The 15,255-nt window shown below is 66.1% G+C and carries 18 protein-coding genes; all 18 read right to left on the bottom strand.

All coding sequences use genetic code 11. The features are described 5' to 3' along the window. Positions 1-262 precede the first annotated feature (262 nt). The 18 genes from murA to rpmE all read right to left on the bottom strand — a co-directional run bounded on the left by murA (position 263) and on the right by rpmE (position 15,240). Positions 263-1,525, bottom strand: a complete 1,263-nt coding sequence (murA, locus tag NMI01S_RS00005) for a UDP-N-acetylglucosamine 1-carboxyvinyltransferase (RefSeq protein ID WP_062994000.1) — start codon at positions 1,523-1,525, stop codon at positions 263-265. 10 nt (positions 1,526-1,535) lie between these two features. Further along, entirely contained in the window at positions 1,536-2,144 is a 609-nt protein-coding gene (locus NMI01S_RS00010) for a cob(I)yrinic acid a,c-diamide adenosyltransferase (protein WP_062994001.1), read from the bottom strand. 24 nt (positions 2,145-2,168) lie between these two features. Continuing rightward, positions 2,169-2,591 (bottom strand): DUF2550 domain-containing protein, encoded by a 423-nt coding sequence (locus NMI01S_RS00015; RefSeq protein WP_062994002.1) that lies wholly within the window; start codon positions 2,589-2,591, stop codon positions 2,169-2,171. A 239-nt stretch (positions 2,592-2,830) separates the two neighbouring features. After that, positions 2,831-2,980, bottom strand: a complete 150-nt coding sequence (locus tag NMI01S_RS34625; protein ID WP_157125981.1) for a hypothetical protein — start codon at positions 2,978-2,980, stop codon at positions 2,831-2,833. 117 nt (positions 2,981-3,097) lie between these two features. Continuing rightward, positions 3,098-3,472: a F0F1 ATP synthase subunit epsilon gene (locus NMI01S_RS00020; protein WP_062994003.1), complete on the bottom strand. Its 375-nt coding sequence runs from the start codon at positions 3,470-3,472 to the stop codon at positions 3,098-3,100. Positions 3,473-3,478: 6 nt separating this feature from the next. Next, positions 3,479-4,927 carry a F0F1 ATP synthase subunit beta gene (gene atpD, locus NMI01S_RS00025; protein WP_039776817.1) on the bottom strand — a complete coding sequence of 483 codons (1,449 nt, stop codon included), beginning with the start codon at positions 4,925-4,927 and terminating at the stop codon, positions 3,479-3,481. Between the two features lie 26 nt (positions 4,928-4,953). After that, a complete protein-coding gene (locus NMI01S_RS00030) occupies positions 4,954-5,925 on the bottom strand; it encodes a F0F1 ATP synthase subunit gamma (protein ID WP_062994004.1) in 972 nt (323 codons plus the stop codon). Positions 5,926-5,979: 54 nt separating this feature from the next. After that, positions 5,980-7,620 (bottom strand): F0F1 ATP synthase subunit alpha, encoded by a 1,641-nt coding sequence (gene atpA / locus NMI01S_RS00035; RefSeq protein ID WP_062994005.1) that lies wholly within the window; start codon positions 7,618-7,620, stop codon positions 5,980-5,982. 63 nt (positions 7,621-7,683) lie between these two features. After that, positions 7,684-8,493: a F0F1 ATP synthase subunit delta gene (locus NMI01S_RS00040; RefSeq protein WP_039776815.1), complete on the bottom strand. Its 810-nt coding sequence runs from the start codon at positions 8,491-8,493 to the stop codon at positions 7,684-7,686. Positions 8,494-8,582: 89 nt separating this feature from the next. Further along, positions 8,583-9,137 (bottom strand): F0F1 ATP synthase subunit B, encoded by a 555-nt coding sequence (locus NMI01S_RS00045; RefSeq protein WP_039776814.1) that lies wholly within the window; start codon positions 9,135-9,137, stop codon positions 8,583-8,585. 5 nt (positions 9,138-9,142) lie between these two features. Then, positions 9,143-9,391 carry an ATP synthase F0 subunit C gene (locus NMI01S_RS00050; protein WP_025347580.1) on the bottom strand — a complete coding sequence of 83 codons (249 nt, stop codon included), beginning with the start codon at positions 9,389-9,391 and terminating at the stop codon, positions 9,143-9,145. 70 nt (positions 9,392-9,461) lie between these two features. Continuing rightward, a complete protein-coding gene (atpB, locus tag NMI01S_RS00055; protein WP_081879867.1) occupies positions 9,462-10,238 on the bottom strand; it encodes a F0F1 ATP synthase subunit A in 777 nt (258 codons plus the stop codon). A 317-nt stretch (positions 10,239-10,555) separates the two neighbouring features. Then, positions 10,556-11,008, bottom strand: coding sequence for a Cg1360 family ATP-synthase-associated protein (locus tag NMI01S_RS00060; protein ID WP_062994006.1), 453 nt, complete (start codon positions 11,006-11,008; stop codon positions 10,556-10,558). Positions 11,009-11,030: 22 nt separating this feature from the next. Next, positions 11,031-12,182 (bottom strand): MraY family glycosyltransferase, encoded by a 1,152-nt coding sequence (locus tag NMI01S_RS00065; RefSeq protein ID WP_030518282.1) that lies wholly within the window; start codon positions 12,180-12,182, stop codon positions 11,031-11,033. A gap of 11 nt (positions 12,183-12,193) precedes the next feature. Next, a complete protein-coding gene (locus NMI01S_RS00070; RefSeq protein WP_036498542.1) occupies positions 12,194-12,859 on the bottom strand; it encodes an L-threonylcarbamoyladenylate synthase in 666 nt (221 codons plus the stop codon). Between the two features lie 72 nt (positions 12,860-12,931). After that, positions 12,932-13,831: a peptide chain release factor N(5)-glutamine methyltransferase gene (gene prmC / locus NMI01S_RS00075; protein WP_062994007.1), complete on the bottom strand. Its 900-nt coding sequence runs from the start codon at positions 13,829-13,831 to the stop codon at positions 12,932-12,934. Next, on the bottom strand, positions 13,831-14,913 hold the full coding sequence (gene prfA / locus NMI01S_RS00080) for a peptide chain release factor 1 (RefSeq protein ID WP_062994008.1): 1,083 nt from the start codon (positions 14,911-14,913) through the stop codon (positions 13,831-13,833). The genes prmC and prfA overlap by 1 nt, the downstream gene beginning before the upstream one ends. Positions 14,914-15,003: 90 nt before the next feature. Next, positions 15,004-15,240, bottom strand: a complete 237-nt coding sequence (gene rpmE / locus NMI01S_RS00085) for a 50S ribosomal protein L31 (RefSeq protein WP_030518286.1) — start codon at positions 15,238-15,240, stop codon at positions 15,004-15,006. Positions 15,241-15,255: the final 15 nt, after the last annotated feature.

A 15,255-nucleotide genomic window follows, 5' to 3' on the forward strand; every position in this document is an offset into this window, starting at 1 on the left:
CACGCACTCACCATCTCCCAGATTTTCATCTGTTCGATCGGCGAGGCAACTTTTCCAGCTTAGCTCAACCATCGGACCCGAACCAAATCGGGGTCTCGGTCGAACCAGTGTGAGCGTCAGGCGCTCCCCGTACTACCTCGTTGTCCCCTTGCCTCTCGGCCCGGGGTTGGTGTCCGTGTCGCTCTGACCTGGAATAAGTTACGTGGCGGTTGATTCTATGTCAAATCGCCTGGTCAGGAAGGTCTTTCGGATGTACGGCGGACTACGCCGGCGTTCCGACCCGTTCCACCTCGGCGCCCAGCGAGCGCAGATTCTCGACGAAGTCGGGGTAGCCGCGGTCGATGTGGAAGACGTCGTGCACCTCGGTGACGCCGTCGGCGACGAGACCCGCGAGCACCAGACCCGCGCCGGCGCGGATATCGGACGACCACACCGGCGCACTGGACAGCCGCGGGATGCCGCGAACCACGGCGTGGTGGCCGTCGGTGCGGGCGTCGGCGCCCAGGCGGATCATCTCCTCGACGAAGCGGAAGCGCGCCTCGAAGATGTTCTCGGTGATCATGGACGTCCCGTCGGCGATGGTCGCCAGGCCGATCGCCATCGGCTGCAGATCGGTGGGGAAGCCCGGGAAGGGCAGGGTGGAGAAATTCACCGCAAGCGGCCGCTCCGGTTGTTCCACCCGGAAACCGTTGGGTTCGAACGTGATTCGCGCGCCCGCCGAACGCAGCTTGTCCAGCACCAGCGAGAGGTGTTTGGGGTTCAGGCCGGTGACGCGGACGTCACCCCTCGTCATCGCGGCGGCGATTCCCCAGGTCGCGGCGACGATCCGGTCGCCGATCACCTGATGGGTGGTGGGCGCGAGTTTGCGCACGCCGGAGATGGTGAGGACCGAGGTGCCGGCGCCGTCGATACGGGCACCCATCCGGGTGAGCATGGTGCACAGGTCGACGATCTCGGGTTCGCGCGCGGCGTTGTCGATCACCGTCTCCCCCTCCGCGAGGACCGCGGCCATGAGGATGTTCTCGGTCGCACCGACCGAAGGGAAATCCAGCCGGATCCGCGCACCCTGCAGCTCGTCCGCGCGAGCGACCAGGCAGCCGTGCTCGATTTCGCTGGTCGCGCCGAGCAATCTCAGGCCGGCCTGGTGCATATCGAGCGGACGGGAACCGATCGCGTCGCCGCCGGGCAGGGCGACGACGGCGCGCTTACACCGCGCCATCAGGGGTCCGAGGACGCAGACCGACGCGCGGAACTGAGTCACCGCCGGGAAGTCGGCGTGATATTTCGGCTCGGCCGGGGTGGTGATGGCGACCACCGATCCATCGACGGTGACATCGCAGCCCAGACCACGCAGGACCTCCGCCATCAGCGGCACATCCAGGATGTCCGGGCAGTTGGTGATCGTCGTCGTGCCTTCGGCCAACAGGGCGGCGGCCATCAACTTGAGAACGCTGTTCTTCGCACCACCCACTGCGACCTCGCCGACCAGCCGACTGCCCCCGGTCACCAGAAACCGTTCACTCACGGGGGCCAGCCTAACGGGAGGGCTGGTCGGTCGCGGCCGGTCCGCCGGTCTCCGATCCGCCGGGCCGCCACAGCACGTCGCCGTCCGGGTTGGCCACCCGGCCGAGAATGAACAGCAGATCGGAGAGCCGATTGAGGTATTTCGCGGGCAACACGCTGATGTCGTCCGGATGCGCGTCCACGGCCGCCCACGCCGCGCGTTCCGCCCGGCGCGCCACGGTGCGGGCCGTATGCAGCAACGCGGCCAACGGCGTGCCGCCGGGCAGGATGAACGAATTCAACGGAGCAAGCTCGGCATTGAACTCGTCACACCAGCGTTCCAGGCGGTCGATATAGGACTGGGTGATCCGCAGCGGCGGATATTTCGGGTCCGGCACGACCGGGGTGGACAGATCGGCGCCGGCGTCGAACAGATCGTTCTGCACCTGGCGCAGCACCTCGGCGATGCGGGCTTGCGGCTCTCCGAGAGCGAGCGCCACGCCGAGGGCGGCATTGGTCTCGTCGCAGTCGGCGTAGGCGACCAGTCGCGGATCGTTCTTCGGCACCCGGGAGAAGTCGCTCAGGCCCGTGGTGCCGTCGTCTCCGGTCCGGGTATAGATCTTGGTCAGATGCACACTCATTGCTGGTGACCACCTATTTCTGGGTCAACGTCCCGGACGGCGCCGGATGCGTTCGGAGGGCCGTGATTCGACCCAGGACAGGAATGCCGTCAACGCAGGGCGATCCAGGGCGAGTTCATAGCTGCCGTCACCGTCGGAGACCGCGATCACGACGATGTCGTCGGTCATGATGTCGTACTCGTCGCCCACCGGAGAACGCCGATCGACCACTTCGATGCCCAGCCGCCGGATGGTCGAATCCGGTCCCACTTTCAGGCTGGTGAGTTTGTAGAAGACGAGCCGGGATTCACCGTAGCGAATCAGACCGTGCCGCCACCCTTGACCACCCTGTGCCGGAAGTACCCGCAGAATCGCCGCGGTTCCACCCCGGCGCAACATGACCAGGCGATACAGCGACACCAGCGCTACGCCGACCAGCAGCAGCACCAGAATGATCAGAAGCACCATCCCGGTCCGCAATCCAGGTCCGTCCCTTCGCTTCGCCCCTGTGCCGTCGCCAGCGCCGTGCCATCCCCGAACAAGGCCGCTCCCGCAGCGAGTCTACAAACCAGGGCGCCGCGGCACACAGCCGGTACATCCGTTCCACAAACGAGGATATCCGCCGATTCGCCGATCCGGAGGAAGGTGATCAGAGGCACACTCGCACAACGGCATTCGAAGCCCGTCACGGTTGGCTGCACACGAGTTCACGGTGGGTCCCGTATTCGTGCCGGCCTGGGGTCGCGCTCGATCCATGGAAAGGGCGCATCCCGGACGATCACCATGGCCAGGGTGTGGCCGGTTCCGATCTCGGCGGTGGACTTCTTGCGCGATTCCTGGCCGTGGTCGTCCGGCACACCGCCCCGCCTCCTCACCGGATTAGAGCGAACTCCGGCAGAAACGCCGTGTGGCGGTCCGGATATCCGGACCGCCACACGGTTGCGCTATTCGGTTCTCGCCCTGAGGCGTTCGCGTCAGGCGCTCATCGCTTCCACCGCGCGAACTCGCGCGGTCGCCGCATTCTGTTCCTGCTCCGAGGCATTCGGATCGGCCAGTACCGCGCGGGCCGCGTCGATATCGATATCGCCCGCGAATTCCGCCGACTCGGCGAGAATCCGGACCGCCTCACCCGTGCACGAGAAGAAGCCGCCGTGCACGGCCGCGACGATGCGCTCGCCCTCGGTGCTGTCGATGGTCACGATCCCGCCCTCGACCAGCTGGCCGAGTACGGGCTCGTGGCCGTGCAGAATACCGATCTGACCTTCCGTGGTCTGGGCGCTGACGAAACTCGCCGTCCCCGACCACAGCCGCCGCTCGATGGCGACCAGATCAACTGACATATCCGCCATGGTGGACTACTTCCCGGCGATCTTCTTCGCGGCCGCCTCGACGTCGTCCAGGCCACCGCAGGAGTTGAACGCCTGCTCCGGCAGGTGGTCGAATTCGCCCTTGCAGACCCGCTCGAAATCGTCGATGGTCTGCTCCAGCGGCACGACCGAACCCGGCTGACCGGTGAACTTCTCGGCCACGATGAAGTTCTGGCCGAGGAACTTCTCCAGACGACGCGCCCGGCCGACGAGGACCTTGTCCTCTTCGGAGAGCTCGTCCATACCCAGAATCGCGATGATGTCCTGGAGTTCCTTGTACTTCTGCAGGATTCGCTTGACCTCGTTGGCCACCGCGAAGTGCCGCTCGCCGACGATCGAGGCCTCGAGGATTCGCGAGGTCGAGGTCAGCGGGTCGACGGCGGGATAGATACCCTTCTGCGAAATCGGGCGGGAGAGCTCGGTGGTCGCGTCCAGGTGGGCGAAGGTGGTCGCCGGCGCCGGGTCGGTGTAGTCGTCGGCGGGAACGTAGATCGCCTGCATCGAGGTGATCGAACGACCACGGGTCGAGGTGATGCGCTCCTGCAGCTGCCCCATCTCGTCCGCCAGGGTCGGCTGGTAACCGACGGCCGAAGGCATACGACCCAGCAGGGTCGAGACCTCGGAACCGGCCTGGGTGAAACGGAAGATGTTGTCGATGAACAGCAGCACGTCCTGACCCTGCACATCGCGGAAGTACTCCGCCATGGTCAGCGCGGACAGCGCGACGCGCATACGGGTGCCCGGCGGCTCGTCCATCTGGCCGAAGACCAGGGCGGTGTCCTGAAGGACGCCCATCTCCTCCATTTCCAGGTGGAGGTCGGTGCCCTCACGGGTGCGCTCACCGACGCCGGCGAACACCGACGTGCCGGAGAATTCACGCGCGATACGGGTGATCATCTCCTGGATCAGAACGGTCTTGCCGACACCGGCACCACCGAACAGGCCGATCTTGCCGCCCTTCACGTACGGGGTCAGCAGGTCGATGACCTTGATACCCGTCTCCAGGATCTCGGTCTTACCCTCGAGCTGGTCGAAGGCCGGCGGCTGGCGGTGGATGCCCCACTGCTCGCCGTCGCGGCCCAGACCCGGGGTGTCGAGGCAGTCGCCGAGGGCGTTGAACACGTGGCCCTTGGTGACGTCGCCGACCGGAACCGAGATCGGCTTGCCGGTGTCGGACACCGGGACGCCGCGGACCAGGCCGTCGGTCGGCTGCATCGAAATGGTGCGAACGATGTTGTCGCCCAGATGCTGCGCGACCTCGAGGGTCAGCGTCTTGGCCACCGACGGCAGAGTGACGTCGGCGTGCAGCGCGTTGAACAGATCTGGGATGGCGCCGCGCGGGAACTCGACGTCCACAACGGGGCCGTTGACCCGGACGACGCGGCCTGTGCCAGCGCCCGCCCGGCTTGCGTTTTCTTGCGTGACAGCTGCGGTCATTTGTTCTCTTCCATGGGGGCTAGGGCTTAGTCGCGATCCGAGGACGCAGCCAGCGCGTTCGCGCCGCCGACGATTTCACTGATTTCCTGCGTGATGTTCGCCTGCCGGATCGAGTTCGCCTGGCGGGTCAGGGTATTGACCAGCTCGGTGGCGTTGTCGGTGGCAGCCTTCATTGCGGTGCGGCGCGCGGCCGACTCCGAGGCCGCGGCCTCGAGCAACGACGAGTAGATGCGGGTGTTGATGTACTTCGGCAGCAGGGCGCCGAGCAGCTTGTCCGCATCCGGTTCGAACTCGTAGAGCGAGGTGATCTTCGCGTCCGGCGAGTCGGTGAGCATGTCCTCGCCGAGTTCGAAGTTCTCGTCGACGAAGCTCACCTGGATCGGAGCGAGCCGGCGAACCTCGGGCACCTGCGACAGCATCGAGACGAAGCGGGTGTAGACGATGTGAATCTCGTCCACGCCCTCGATGTTCCCGGTGCCGCCCGGCCCCTCCACCTCGGTGTCGGAGCCCGCCATGAACACATCCACCAGGTGGTGGCATGCGGCCGAAGCGTCGGTGTAGTGCGGCTGCTGCGAGAACCCGGTCCACGAACCGGCCAGCGGGCGGTTGCGGAAGGAGTAGTACGTCAGGCCCTTGTTGCCCATCACGTACAGCACCGGCTCCTTGCCCTCGGAGCGCAGCGTCGTGATCAGCTCTTCGGTGCGCTTGAGCACGTTGGAGTTGTAGCCACCACACATACCGCTGTCACTGGTGATCACCAGGATGGCGGCGCGGCGCGGAGTGGCCCGCTCGGTGAGCAGAGGGTGGTTGAGATTCGAGGAGGCACTGGCCAATTCGCCGAGCACCTTCGTGATCTCTTCCGCGTACGGCTTCGCGGCGGCCACCCGGGCCTGGGCCTTGCTGATTCGCGAGGTCGCGATCAGTTCCTGGGCCTTGGTGATCTTCTTGATCGAGCTCACGCCACGAATACGGGAGCGCAATTCACGCAAGTTCGCCATCAGCGGTTCACACTCCCTTCGCGTATCGAATTCGTAGGCATCGTCGGACCCGGCTTACTTCTCGACGTGCTTACGGGTGACCGACAGCGACTCGACCTCTTCGTGGTCCAGTTCACCGGCGTCGGCCTCGTTGACCACGCGGCTGCCGTCGGAGGCCAGGAAGCCCTGCTTGAAGCGCTCGGTCTCGGTCTTGATCGCGTCGGCGGCCTCGCCCTCGAGCCGCTTCGCGCCACCTTCGAGAGCATCGAAGGAGCTCTGCACCTTGTTGTGCAGGTGCTCGAGCAGCTCGGCGTTGAAGCGCCGCACATCGCCGACCGGCACCGAGTCGTAGTAACCGGCGTCGACCAGGTAGATCGAAACGATCTGGTCCTCGACCGCGACCGGCGAGTACTGGTCCTGCTTGAGCAGCTCCACCCAGCGGGCACCGCGCTCGAGCTGGGCCAGGGAGGCGGCGTCCAGGTCGGAGGCGAAGGCGGAGAACGCCTCCAGCTCGCGGTAGGAGGCCAGCTCCAGACGCAACGAACCGGCGACCGTCTTCATGGCCTTGGTCTGCGCGGCGCCACCGACACGGGAGACGGAGGTACCGACGTTGATGGCCGGGCGCACACCCTTGTTGAACAGGTCGGACTCGAGGAAGACCTGACCGTCGGTGATGGAGATGACGTTGGTCGGAATGAACGCCGAGATGTCGTTGGCCTTGGTCTCGATGATCGGCAGACCCGTCATCGAGCCGGCGCCCATCGCGTCGGACAGCTTCGCGCAACGCTCCAGCAGACGCGAGTGCAGGTAGAAGACGTCACCGGGGTACGCCTCGCGGCCCGGCGGGCGACGCAGCAGCAGCGAGATGGCGCGGTAGGCCTCGGCCTGCTTGGACAGGTCGTCGAACACGATCAGGACGTGCTTGCCCTGGTACATCCAGTGCTGGCCGAGCGCGGAACCGGTGTAGGGCGCGAGCCACTTGAAACCGGCGGAGTCGGACGCGGGGGCGGCGACGATGGTGGTGTACTCCATCGCGCCGTGCGCCTCGAGCGCGGACTTCACGCCGGCGATGGTGGAGCCCTTCTGGCCGATCGCGACGTAGATGCAGCGCATCTGCTTGGTCGGATCGCCGGACTCCCAGTTGGCCTTCTGGTTCAGGATGGCGTCGATGCAGACCGCGGTCTTACCGGTCTTGCGGTCGCCGATGACCAGCTGACGCTGGCCACGACCGATGGCGGTCAGCGCGTCGATGGCGGTGATGCCGGTGGCCATCGGCTCCTCGACCGGCTGGCGCTCCAGCACGGTCGCGGCCTGCAGCTCCAGCACGCGGCGCTCGTCGGCCTCGATCTCGCCCAGGCCGTCGATCGGCTGGCCGAGGGGGTTGATGACGCGGCCCAGGAACTTGTCGCCGACCGGCACCGAGAGCACGTCACCGGTGCGGCGGACCTGCTGGCCCTCTTCGATTCCGTCGAACTCACCGAGGATGACCGCACCGATCTCGTCGGGGTCGAGGTTCAACGCGACACCCAGCACACCGCCGGGGAACTCGAGGATCTCGTTGGTCATCGCCGACGGCAAGCCGCTGACGTGCGCGATGCCGTCACTGGTGTCGGTGACCGTGCCGATTTCCTCGATGGAGGTTTCGGGGGTGTAGCTCTGGGTGTAGCTTTCGATCGCGCTACGGATCTCATCGGGGGAGATCGTCAGCTCCGCCATGGTTCTTCCTGCTCTCGCTGTGGTCTGGAATGTCGGGGTGGGTTGCCGGGCTCGATGGCTCGGCTAGGCCAGGGCCTGGCGCAGGCGCTGCAGTCGGCCGACGGCGCTGCCGTCGATCACGTCGTCACCGATACGCACGACGACGCCGGCCAGCAATGCCGGATCGACCTGCACGTGAATGGTGACCGGCTTGTCGTAGATTCGCTGCAGCGATGCGGCGAGATGCTCCCGCTGCTGCTGCGTCAGGGCCGTCGCCGAACGAACGTGCGCGACGATCTGCTTGCGCAACGACGCCGCCAGATCGGACAACTGGTCGAAGGCGACGCCGACATCACCGCGCGACCGGCCGACCGCCTGCTCGGCCAGCTGCATGGTGACGTCCTCGACCTTCCCGGTGAGCAGCCGCGCCAGCAGATCGCGCTTGGCGGCCGCCGGCTTACCGCGATCGGTGAGCGCCTGCTCCAGATCCGGGTTGTCTTCGACGGTGCGGCCCAGCCGGAACAACTCGTCCTCGACGGCGTCGATACGTCCGCGGTCGGCCGCGGCGCGCAACAGCGCCTCCTGCCCGAGCAGCACCAGGGTGTCGACCAGATCTCGGGTACGAGACCAGTCCTGGGCGACGGCAGTGGTCAGCACGGCCTGAGTGGCCGCGCTGATCTTGCCGCCGAAAACGCGTTCGGCCAGTTCGGCACGCACCGAACTCGACACCGACTTATCCGCGAGCGCCACACGCAGCGAACGCTGGTCGTCGAGCACGGCGACTACGGCGAACAGTTCGGAGCCCGTCGTGGCGGCGACGGAGTCACTCCCGGTGAGTGCGGCCGAAAGAGCTTCCCTCGCACGGGAACTCGCCTCGCGGCTCGCTGCGTACATGATTCCCACTTTCACTGTGTTGAATTCCGGGGCCCGGAGTGGTCGGGCGCCGGTGACTTGCGTCACCGACAAGACCTCTCAGGCGCAGGTTACCTTCCGACCCCGATGCCGGCCTTCTGATCCAGCTCGGTGAGGAACCGATCGATGGACGCCGCCTGCTTGGCTTCGTCCGCCACGGACTGCCCGATGATCTTCTCCGCCAGGTCGACCGCGGTGCGGCCGAGCTCGGACCGGAGCTCGGTCACGATCTGCTGACGCTGGGCGTCGAGCTGGGCGTGACCGGCGGAGACGATGCGATCGGCTTCGGCCTGAGCCTCCGAGCGCAGCTGCGCGAGGATCTGCTGGCCCTGGGTACGCGCTTCCTCACGGATGCGCGCCGCCTCGAGCCGGGCCTCGGCCAGCTGCTGCTGGTACTGCTGCAGCGTTTCCTGCGCCTCGGCCTGCGCGGCCTCGGCCTTGGCCATGCCGCCTTCGATCTTCTCCGAGCGCTCGTCGAGCACCTTCGTCAATCGAGGAACCACGTACTTGTAGAACAGGATCCCGATGACGACAACGCACACCACCGACCAGACGATGTCGTATGGCTCCGGAATCAGAGGGTTCTTGTCCTCTGCATTCTCGGCGAGCAAGTACATGCTGTTCATCGGAATCAGAAGATGAAGCCGGCGACGAGACCGATCAGCGCGAGGGCCTCGGTGAACGCGATACCCAGGAACATGTTGGTCCGGATGGTGCCCTGCAGCTCGGGCTGACGGGCGATGCCCTCGATCGCCTTACCGACGACGATGCCGACGCCGACACCCGGGCCGATCGCGGCCAGACCGTAACCGATAGCGCCGTAGCCCTTGACCCGATCCGAGGTCTGGGCGAGTTCGGCGGCCACGTAGGAGAGGCTCATGAGATTTCTTTCCCTTTCTGTTGCCCACCCGCCCGGCGGCAGGTGGGGCAGTTCTTGTGCGGTCGTGCGGTCAGTGCGAGTCGGCGTGCTGCGCGAGGCCGATGTAGACGGCCGTCAGGAGCGCGAACACGTAGGCCTGCAGGAAGATCACCAGGAGTTCGAACAGCGTGAATCCGAATCCCGCGAGCAGGGAGAACGGCGAGAAGATCTTCATCCACGAAGCGGCGTCGAAGAGGAAGAACTGGGTGGCGCTGAAGAACAGCACCAGCATGATGTGACCGGACAGCATGTTGGCCATGAGTCGGACGGTCAGCGTGAACGGACGCAGGATGAAGGTCGAGATGAACTCGATCGGAATCAGCAGCACGTGCAGCGCGACCGGAACATTCGGCACGACGATGGACGAGCGCATGTATTTCCAGAAGCCGTACTTCCGGATACCCACGTAGTTGAAGGCGATATAGGCGATGACCGCCAGCACCAACGGCATACCGACGCGTGCGTTGGAGGAGATGTTCAAGAACGGGATGACGCTGGAGAAGTTCAGGAACAGGACCGTGAAGAAGATCGTGGCGATCAACGGGAAATACCGGCGGCCACTTTCCTTGCCGAGCACCTCTTCGCAGATCTGCTCACGCACGAACAGCAGGCCGATTTCCGCGGCGTTCTGCAGTCCGCGCGGCACCAGGCGCGGGCTCCGGAATGCGAGCAACATGACCGCGACCAGGACTGCCGCCATGATGATGCGAATGAGCATCAAACGGTCGAGCTCGAAAGGCGTCCCCTCGAACAGCACAGCTGGAGGGAAGAAGTCTTGCAGCGAAGGCGCGTGGAACTCGCCCGCCAAAGTGGTGACGCTCAGCGTTCTCTCCCGTGTTCGGGCCGCGAGACATGTTCCATCTCGCGGTTCGATCGGACATTGACGATCAGGTGGTCGACTCAGGTCGGCTCGAAGTTCGTCAGCAGCTGCGCGGGAAACCCGCCGTGGCGTCTGTACGTCGGCGACATCGTCGACGGTGCAGGGCCGGGACTTCTCACCGAAGGACCGGCACGGCAGTAAGCATAACCTCTCGCACCGGCGACGATGCGGTCGGCCCCGTTGGTTCGGATGCTTACGGTAAAGAGTTTACCAAGCTATCTACGACAACGTGTAGGGGGTCTTGCTCACGCGTTCGAACGATCTTGGTCGGCGGACCCCGCCGGCGGGTCGATCACCGGAACACGTTGGCGCAGAAGCCCGTACGTCTCGGCTCCGAGAACAATCAGCAACGCCCCCACGACGGTCAGGAAGAGAGTGCCGGGGCTGTAGAAATCGAACTGGTGCAAGATCGCGACCACGATCATCACGACCAGAATTTTGCCGATCCAGCTCGCCAGCATCACCATGCCCTGGATGCCGGAATCCAATTTCGCGCTGAACAGCACGAGAGCGGCCGTGGTGAGAATGAAGAAACCACCGATCGCGGATCCGATGAGCGCGCCCCAGAAACCGGCCCAGCCCGCGACGATCGAGCCGGCGACGACCGAAACCACCACCAGCACGCACAATCCGGCGATGCCGTAACGCAGCGCTGCTCGTAGTGGCGCGTCGGGGTGCAATTCGGGTGCCGTGCTCACGTCGAGCCACTTTACCCGTTCCTTACTTGCGGCGACCGCGGAGCCCGACCACTTCACGCAGCGATGGGACGGCCGTCACAACCAGCGCGAAAACCAAACCGGCCGCGAACAGCAGAACCACCACGCGGCGGTCCATCAAAGAGGTTCCCACGGCCGCGAATGCGAGCACGCCGACCCACAGATAGATCAACAACACCACGCGCCGATGCGAATGGCCGATCTGCAACAGACGGTGATGCAAATGCATTTTGTCGGGAGTGGAGAAACTCACACCCGCGCGCACGCGGCGCACGATTGCCAGCACCAGATCCAATACCGGAATGAACATCACCGCTCCCACCAGCAACAGCGGTGACAGCAGGCCCACGATGTCGCGCGGCCCGTATCCGGTGAGCGGAATTCGGCCGGATGCGCCGGTGGAAACCGCGGCGAGCATCAGACCGATCAACATCGATCCGGAATCGCCCATGAATATTCGGGCCGGGTGGAAATTATGTGGCAGAAATCCCAGACATCCACCCGCCAGCGCGGCGGCCAGCAGGGCGGGTGGGTAGCCGTCGGTCGCGCCGCCCTGCTGATAGAGCAAACCCACGGTGAACACGAAGACGGCGGCGGCCGCGATCAGCCCCAGCCCCGCCGCGAGCCCGTCGAGACCGTCCACGAAGTTCATCGCGTTGATCATGGTGACGGTGATGGCCACCGTGACCACCCAGCCCTGCAGCTGGTCGAGCACGACCGTGGTGTTGCTGAACGGGTTGTAGATGGCCACCCAGCTCAGGCCCATCACGGCCATCGCCCCGGCGGCCGAGATCTGGCCCACGAACTTCGTCAGCGCGTCCAGTCCCCAGCGGTCGTCGACGATGCCGACCAGGACGATCAGCGTGCCCGCGACCAGCACGGCCGGAATATCGCGCGGATAGTCGAAACCGCGGCGCAGCGCCGGCAGCTGATGGGCGAACAACACCGCGGCCAGCACGCCCAGATAGATGCCGACGCCGCCCATGCGCGGAATCGGCTCGAGATGCACATCACGATCGCGTGGCACCGCGATGGCGCCGAAACCGATGGCCAGCACCCGAATTCCGCCGGTGGACAACATCGTCACCACCGCGGACACGAGCAGCACCAGAAGCAGCTCGCGCAGCGGGACGACCGCACCCTGACTGAAAACCATCTACCGGGCCGTCAGCGGGTGGTCTCGGGCGACAGTTCGTCCGGCGCCATACCCAGCACCTCGGCAACCTGCGCGACGGTCACCGCGCCGGCCCGTAGCACCCGCGGACGGTCGCCGGTCAGGTCCACGATCGTGGAGGGCACACCGTGTTCGGCCGGACCGCCGTCCAGATACACGCCGACCTGGTTGCCCAGCTGGTGTCGCGCCTCGGTGACCGTCGTGGCGGGCGGCTGCCCGGAGACGTTCGCACTCGACACGGCCATCGGACCGACCTCGCGCAGCAGTTCCAGCGCGATCGGGTGCAGCGGCATACGCAGCATCACCGTGCCGCGGGCGTCGCCGAGATCCCAGGCCAGCGAGGGCGCCTGCTGCACGACCAGGCTCAGCCCGCCCGGCCAGAAGGCGCGGATCAGATCGCGCGCCTGCGGCTGCACGGAGAAGACGAGACCGTCGATGGTGTTCCACGAACCGACCAGCACCGGCACGGGCATGTCGCGCCCACGCCGCTTGGCCGCCAGCAGGCCGGCCACGGCCGTCGAATCGAACGCGTCCGCGGCGATTCCGTAGACCGTATCGGTGGGGATGACGGCCAGCCGTCCGGATTTCAAGGTGGTCCGCGCGGCGGTCAATCCGGCGGCACGAGAATCGGGATCGGAGCAGTCGTAGACGGTACTCACGGCGGTGAGTCTATTGAATGTGTCTCACGGCACGTTGCCCGGCTTCGCGCAAATTCTCGGCAATCGCGAGGGTCAGCGCGCGCGGCGGGCGGCGACGAAGCGCGGCCGGCCGGCCAGATCCGGGTGTTCGACGATGTCGAAGAACCGGCCGTCTCCGGCGAACAGCGCCGCGACCTGCGCACCGTGCGAATCGTCGTGTTCGACGGCGGCCACGCCCTCGGGGCGCAGCAGCCGCGCGATGGTGGCGATCATGGGGGCTATCACCTCGAGTCCGTCGGGTCCGCCGAACAGAGCGAGATGCGGATCGTGTTCGGCCACTTCGGGATCCAGCCGAGCGCCCGACGGGATGTAAGGCGGATTCGCGACGACGACGTCGACGCGGCCGTTCAGCTCGTCCAGTACTCGCGCGTCGGTGACATCGCCGGCATGCAGAACGATCGGCGTATCTCCTTGCGCGGCTTGCCGTTCGGCGTTGCGCTGCGCCCATTGCCTTGCGGTGGGATCGATTTCGACCGCGTGCACCTCGGCGTCGGGACGGGCGTTGGCGATCGCCAGGGCCAAGGCACCCGATCCGGTGCACAGGTCGACCACGATCGGGGGATGCTCGTGACCGGCCGCCTCGAGCCGGGCCAGCGCCCACGCGAAGATCAGCTCGGTCTCCGGCCGCGGGACGAACACGCCCGGTCCCACCTCGAGGTCCACCTCACCCATCGAGGCGGCGCCGGTCAGATGCTGGAGCGGCACCCGCTCGGCCCGGCGCACCACCAGCTTGTGGAACCGTTCGAGTTGTTCCGGGGTGACCATCGGAATCAGGGCCAGCCGCGAGCGCTCGACCTCGAGGACGAAGGCGGCCAGAAATTCCGCGTCGATCCGCGGGCTGTGCACCCCCGCCGCCCCGAGCGTGTGCGCGGCGTCGATGATCGCGGGACGTAGCGGCACTCGGTGCTGCCCCGCCTCGCCGGGGGCCGGCATCATTCCGCCGCAAGCCGGGCGGCGCGGTCGGCTTCGCCGAGGGCGTCCAGCAGCGCGTCCAGTTCGCCGTCCAGCACCGAGTCGAGATTGTGGGCCTTGAAGCCGATGCGGTGGTCGGTGATGCGGTTCTCGGGGAAGTTGTAAGTGCGGATGCGCTCGGAGCGGTCGACCGTGCGGATCTGGGAGGCACGTCCCGCGGCGGCGTCGGCCTCGGCCTGTTCCTCGGCCAGGCTCTGCAACCGCGCCGAGAGCACCTGCATCGCGCGGATCTTGTTCTGCAGCTGCGAACGCTCGTTCTGGCAGGTCACGACGATGCCGGTCGGCAAATGCGTGATCCGGACCGCGGAGTCGGTGGTGTTGACGCCCTGGCCGCCCTTACCGGAGGAGCGGTAGACGTCGATGCGCAGATCCGACTCGTCGATCTGGACCTGTTCGACCTCGTCGGGTTCGGGGTAGATCAGCACGCCGGCCGCGGAGGTGTGGATGCGGCCCTGCGATTCGGTGACCGGCACGCGCTGCACGCGATGGACCCCGCCCTCGAACTTCAGCCGGGACCAGACGCCGTCGCGGCTGGGCTCGCGGCTCTTGATCGAGAGCGTCGCCTCCTTGTATCCGCCCAGGTCGGACACGTTGGCATCGAGGACCTCCACCTTCCAGCCGTGCCGTTCGGCGTAGCGGATGTACATGCGGGCCAGATCGGAGGCGAACAGAGCCGACTCCTCGCCGCCCTCCCCCGACTTCACCTCGAGCACGACATCGTCGGCATCGTGCGGATCGCGCGGGGCGAGCAGATCGGTGAGCGTCTTCTCCAGTTCCTCGACCTGCTGTTCGAGGCCGGGCACCTCGGCGGCGAAAGACGAATCGTCGGCGGCCAGCTCCCGGGCGGCGGTCAGATCGTCGCGTGCCGCGGTGAGCTTGGTGTAGGTCGACATGATCGGCGCCAATTCGGCGAACCGCTTACCGACGCGACGGGCCTCACCGGGATTGTTGTGCAACGCCGGATCCGACAGCTGGGTTTCCAGGCCGGCGTGCTCGGCGAGAATGTCGTCGATGGCGGATGGGGCCGTGATCTTGTCGGCCATGGCGGTCTTGCCTCCTGCTGGGAGCTTTCGGTCACCTATAAACGCACCAACGCCCGGCCTGCGAATGCAGGACGGGCGTTGGCGGGGCAGCTACTTGGCTTCCGAACCCTCGGCCTTCTTGGCGCGCTTGCCGTAGCGGGCCTCGAAGCGGGCGACGCGACCGCCGGTGTCGAGGATCTTCTGCTTGCCCGTGTAGAACGGGTGGCACTGCGAGCAGACCTCGACGGTGATGTGGCCCGACTCCTTGGTGCTGTGAGTCTGGAAGGTGTTGCCGCAACCGCAGACAACGGTGGTCGGCACGTATGCCGGGTGAATTCCTGCCTTCATGGGTGTCCTCTCGAT

Origin of the sequence: Nocardia mikamii NBRC 108933 (genome assembly GCF_001613505.1) — a bacterium.
Taxonomy (GTDB): Bacteria; Actinomycetota; Actinomycetes; order Mycobacteriales; family Mycobacteriaceae; genus Nocardia; species Nocardia mikamii.